General features: G+C 74.3%; 2 protein-coding genes. Both read left to right on the top strand.

Annotation, left to right across the window (positions count from 1 at the left end; genetic code table 11):
- Positions 1 to 2,358: [protein-PII] uridylyltransferase (locus ACWEJX_RS37520; RefSeq protein WP_451611886.1), on the top strand; the 2,358-nt coding region annotated here is incomplete at its 5' end.
- 78 nt (positions 2,359 to 2,436) lie between these two features.
- The gene (ffh, locus tag ACWEJX_RS37515) at positions 2,437 to 3,990 is read left to right on the top strand and encodes a signal recognition particle protein (RefSeq protein ID WP_451611885.1); all 1,554 of its coding nucleotides are present in this window, start codon (positions 2,437 to 2,439) and stop codon (positions 3,988 to 3,990) included.
- The last annotated feature ends 161 nt before the right edge of the window (positions 3,991 to 4,151 follow it).

Below are 4,151 nucleotides of genomic sequence, written 5' to 3'. Positions count from 1 at the left end.
GAGGCGCCGCCCGGGCCGCCGCGCCGCGCCGCCCTCGCCCGCCTCACCGACGACTGGCTCGCCGGACTCTTCGAGGCCGCCGCGCCCCCGCCCGGCACCGCCCTCGTCGCCGTCGGCGGCTACGGGCGCGCCGAACTCTCCCCGCGCAGCGACCTCGACCTGCTGCTCCTGCACGACGGCAGCGCCGACGCCCGCGCGGTCGCCGCCCTCGCCGACCGCATCTGGTACCCCGTCTGGGACCTCGGCCTCGCCCTCGACCACTCCGTCCGCACCACCACCGAGGCCCGCGGCACCGCCGGCGAGGACCTCAAGGTGCAGCTCGGCCTCCTCGACGCCCGCACCGTCGCCGGCGACACCGCCCTCGCCACCGCCCTGCGCAGCACCGTCCTCGCCGACTGGCGCAACCAGGCCGCCCACCGGCTCCCCGAACTCGCCGAGCTCTGCCGCGACCGCGCCGAACGCTCCGGCGAACTCCAGTACCTCCTCGAACCCGACCTCAAGGAAGCCCGCGGCGGCCTCCGCGACGTCCAGGCCCTGCGCGCCGTCGCCGCCTCCTGGCTCGCCGACGCGCCCCGCGAAGGCCTCGACGAGGCCCGTCGCCGCCTCCTCGACGCCCGCGACGCCCTCCACCTCGCCACCGGCCGCGCCACCGACCGGCTCGCCCTCCAGGACCAGGACGCCGTCGCCGACCGACTCGGCCTGCTCGACGCCGACACCCTGCTGCGCGAGGTGTACGAGGCCGCGCGCACCATCTCGTACGCCTCCGACGTCACCTGGCGCGAGGTCGGCCGCGTCCTCAAGGCGCGCGCCGCCCGCCCGCCCCGGCTGCGCACGCTTCTGGGACGGGGAGGAAAGCCGCCCGTCGAGCGCACCCCGCTCGCCGAAGGCGTCGTCGAGATGGCCGGCGAGGCCGTCCTCGCCCTCACCGCCCGACCCGAACGCGACCCCGTCCTGCCGCTGCGCGCCGCCGCGGCCGCCGCCCAGGCCGGACTCCCGCTCTCCCCGCACGCCGTACGCCGCCTCGCCGCCACCGCGGGTCCGCTGCCCGTGCCCTGGCCCGCCGAGGCCCGCGAGGACCTCGTCACCCTCCTGGGCGCCGGCGAGTCCACCGTCCCCGTCTGGGAGGCGCTGGAGGCCGAAGGGATCATCAGCCGCCTGCTGCCCGACTGGGAACGCGTCCGCTGCCGCCCCCAGCGCAACCCCGTCCACACCTGGACCGTCGACCGGCACCTCGTCGAGACCGCCGTCCGCGCCGCCTCCCTCACCCGCCGCGTCCACCGCCCCGACCTCCTCCTCGTCGCCGCCCTCCTCCACGACATCGGCAAGGGCTGGCCCGGCGACCACTCCGTCGCCGGCGAGACCATCACCCGCGACCTCGCCACCCGCATCGGCTTCGACCGCGCCGACGTCGCCGTCCTCGCCACCGTCGTCCGCCACCACCTGCTCCTCGTCGAGACCGCCACCCGCCGCGACCTCGACGACCCCGCCACCGTCCAGACCGTCGCCGCCGCCGTCGGCACCCAGAACGCCCTGGAGCTCCTGCACGCCCTCACCGAGGCCGACGCCCTCGCCACCGGGCCCGCCGCCTGGTCCACCTGGCGCGCCTCCCTCGTCGCCGACCTCGTCAAACGCGTCTCCGGCGTGCTCGCGGGGGAGGAGCCGCCCGACCCCGAGGCCGCCGCGCCCAGCGCCGAACAGGAACGGCTCGCCATCGAGGCGCTGCGGACCGGGGAACCCGTCCTGGCCCTGCACGCCCACGAGCCGGCGGCGCAGGCCGAGGAGCCCGAGCCCGTCGGCGTCGAACTCCTCGTCGCCCTCCCCGAACGCCCCGGCGTGCTCCCCGCCGTCGCCGGCGTCCTCGCCCTGCACCGGCTCACCGTCCGCGCCGCCGACCTGCGCGCCGTCTCCCTGCCCCATGAACTCGGCGACGGGCCGGTGCTCGTCCTGGACTGGCGGGTCGCCGCCGAGTACGGCTCGCTCCCCGAGGCCCACCGGCTGCGCGCCGACCTCGTCCGCGCCCTCGACGGCTCCCTCGACGTCCCCGCCCGCCTCGCCGAACGCGACGCCGCCTATCCGCGCCGCCGCGGCGTCGCCGCCCCGCCGCCCCGCGTCACCGTCGCCGCCGCCGAATCCCGCCTCGCCACCGTCCTGGAGGTCCGCGCCCAGGACGCCCCCGGCCTGCTGCACCGCATCGGCCGCGCGCTGGAGGGCGCCGAGGTCAGGGTGCGCAGCGCCCACGTCTCCACGCTGGGCGCGAACGCCGTCGACACGCTGTACGTGACGCGGCCGGACGGCTCGCTGCTCGGATCGGAGGAGGCGGCGGGGCTGGCGAAGACGCTGGAGGAGGCGCTGCGGTGACCGGGCGCCCACCCGGTCCCGTACGAGCCGGATACCCTTGGGTGACTGCCCACCCCGACCCGAGGAATCGCGACCACCGTGTTCGATACGCTTTCCGACCGCCTCAGCGCGACTTTCAAGTCCCTCCGGGGTAAAGGTCGCCTCTCCGAGCAGGACATCGATACCGCGGCTCGGGAAATCCGTATCGCCCTCCTTGAGGCCGACGTCGCCCTGCCGGTCGTCCGCGCGTTCATCAAGAACGTCAAGGAGCGGGCCCTCGGCGCCGAGGTCTCCAAGGCGCTGAACCCCTCGCAGCAGGTCATCAAGATCGTCAACGACGAGCTGGTGAGCATCCTGGGCGGCGAGACCCGCCGCCTGCGGTTCGCCAAGACCGCGCCGACCGTGATCATGCTCGCCGGTCTCCAGGGTGCCGGTAAGACCACCCTCGCCGGAAAGCTCGGCGTCTGGCTCAAGGCCCAGGGCCACACCCCGCTGCTCGTCGCCTGTGACCTCCAGCGCCCCAACGCCGTCACCCAGCTCTCGGTCGTCGCCGACCGCGCCGGCGTCGGCTTCTACGGGCCGCAGCCGGGCAACGGCGTCGGCGACCCGGTCCAGGTCGCCAAGGACTCGATCGAGTACGCGCGCACCAAGCTCTTCGACGTCGTCATCGTCGACACCGCCGGCCGCCTCGGCATCGACCAGGAGCTGATGCAGCAGGCCGCGGACATCCGCGACGCCGTCAGCCCCGACGAGGTCCTCTTCGTCGTCGACGCCATGATCGGTCAGGACGCGGTCAACACCGCCGAGGCCTTCCGCGACGGCGTCGGCTTCGACGGCGTCGTCCTCTCCAAGCTCGACGGCGACGCCCGCGGTGGTGCCGCGCTCTCCATCGCGCACGTCACCGGCAAGCAGATCATGTTCGCCTCCAACGGCGAGAAGCTGGACGACTTCGACGCGTTCCACCCGGACCGCATGGCGTCCCGCATCCTCGGCATGGGCGACATCCTGTCCCTCATCGAGAAGGCCGAGCAGACCTTCAGCCAGGAGGAGGCCGCCAAGGTCGCCTCCAAGCTGGCCTCCAAGAAGGGCCAGGACTTCACCCTCGACGACTTCCTGGCCCAGATGGAGCAGGTCCGTCGGATGGGCTCCATCTCCAAGCTCCTCGGCATGCTGCCCGGCATGGCGCAGATGAAGGAGCAGATCAACAACATCGACGAGCGCGAGGTCGACCGCGTCGGCGCCATCATCAAGTCGATGACCCCGGCCGAGCGCCAGGACCCGACGATCATCAACGGCTCGCGCCGCGCCCGTATCGCCAAGGGTTCCGGTGTCGAGGTCAGCGCCGTCAAGGGCCTGGTCGAGCGGTTCTTCGAGGCGCGCAAGATGATGTCGCGCATGGCGCAGGGCGGCGGCATGCCGGGCATGCCGGGGATCCCGGGCATGGGCGGCGGCCCCGGCCGGCAGAAGAAGCAGGTCAAGCAGGCCAAGGGCAAGCGCAAGAGCGGCAACCCGATGAAGCGGAAGGCCGAGGAGCAGGCCGCGGCCGAGCGCCGCGAGCAGGCGCAGGCCGGCGGCGCGTTCGGACTGCCGGCGGCGGGCCAGGGCCCGGGCGAGTTCGAGCTCCCGGACGAGTTCAAGAAGTTCATGGGCTGAGTCCCGGGAGTTCCCGGAGTCCCGGGAGTTCCCGGAGTCCCGGGAGTTCCCGGAGTCCCGGGAGCTCCCGGAGCCCGGAGTTCCCGGAGCCCGGCGTTCTCGGAGTCCCTGGAGTCTCCGGAGTCTCCGGAGACCGGGAGTCCCCGGAGTTCCTCAGGGGC

The organism is Streptomyces sp. NPDC004788, assembly GCF_053601115.1.
Note: the sequence above shows the minus strand (reverse complement) of the source record. Positions and strands in the feature narration are given on the sequence as shown.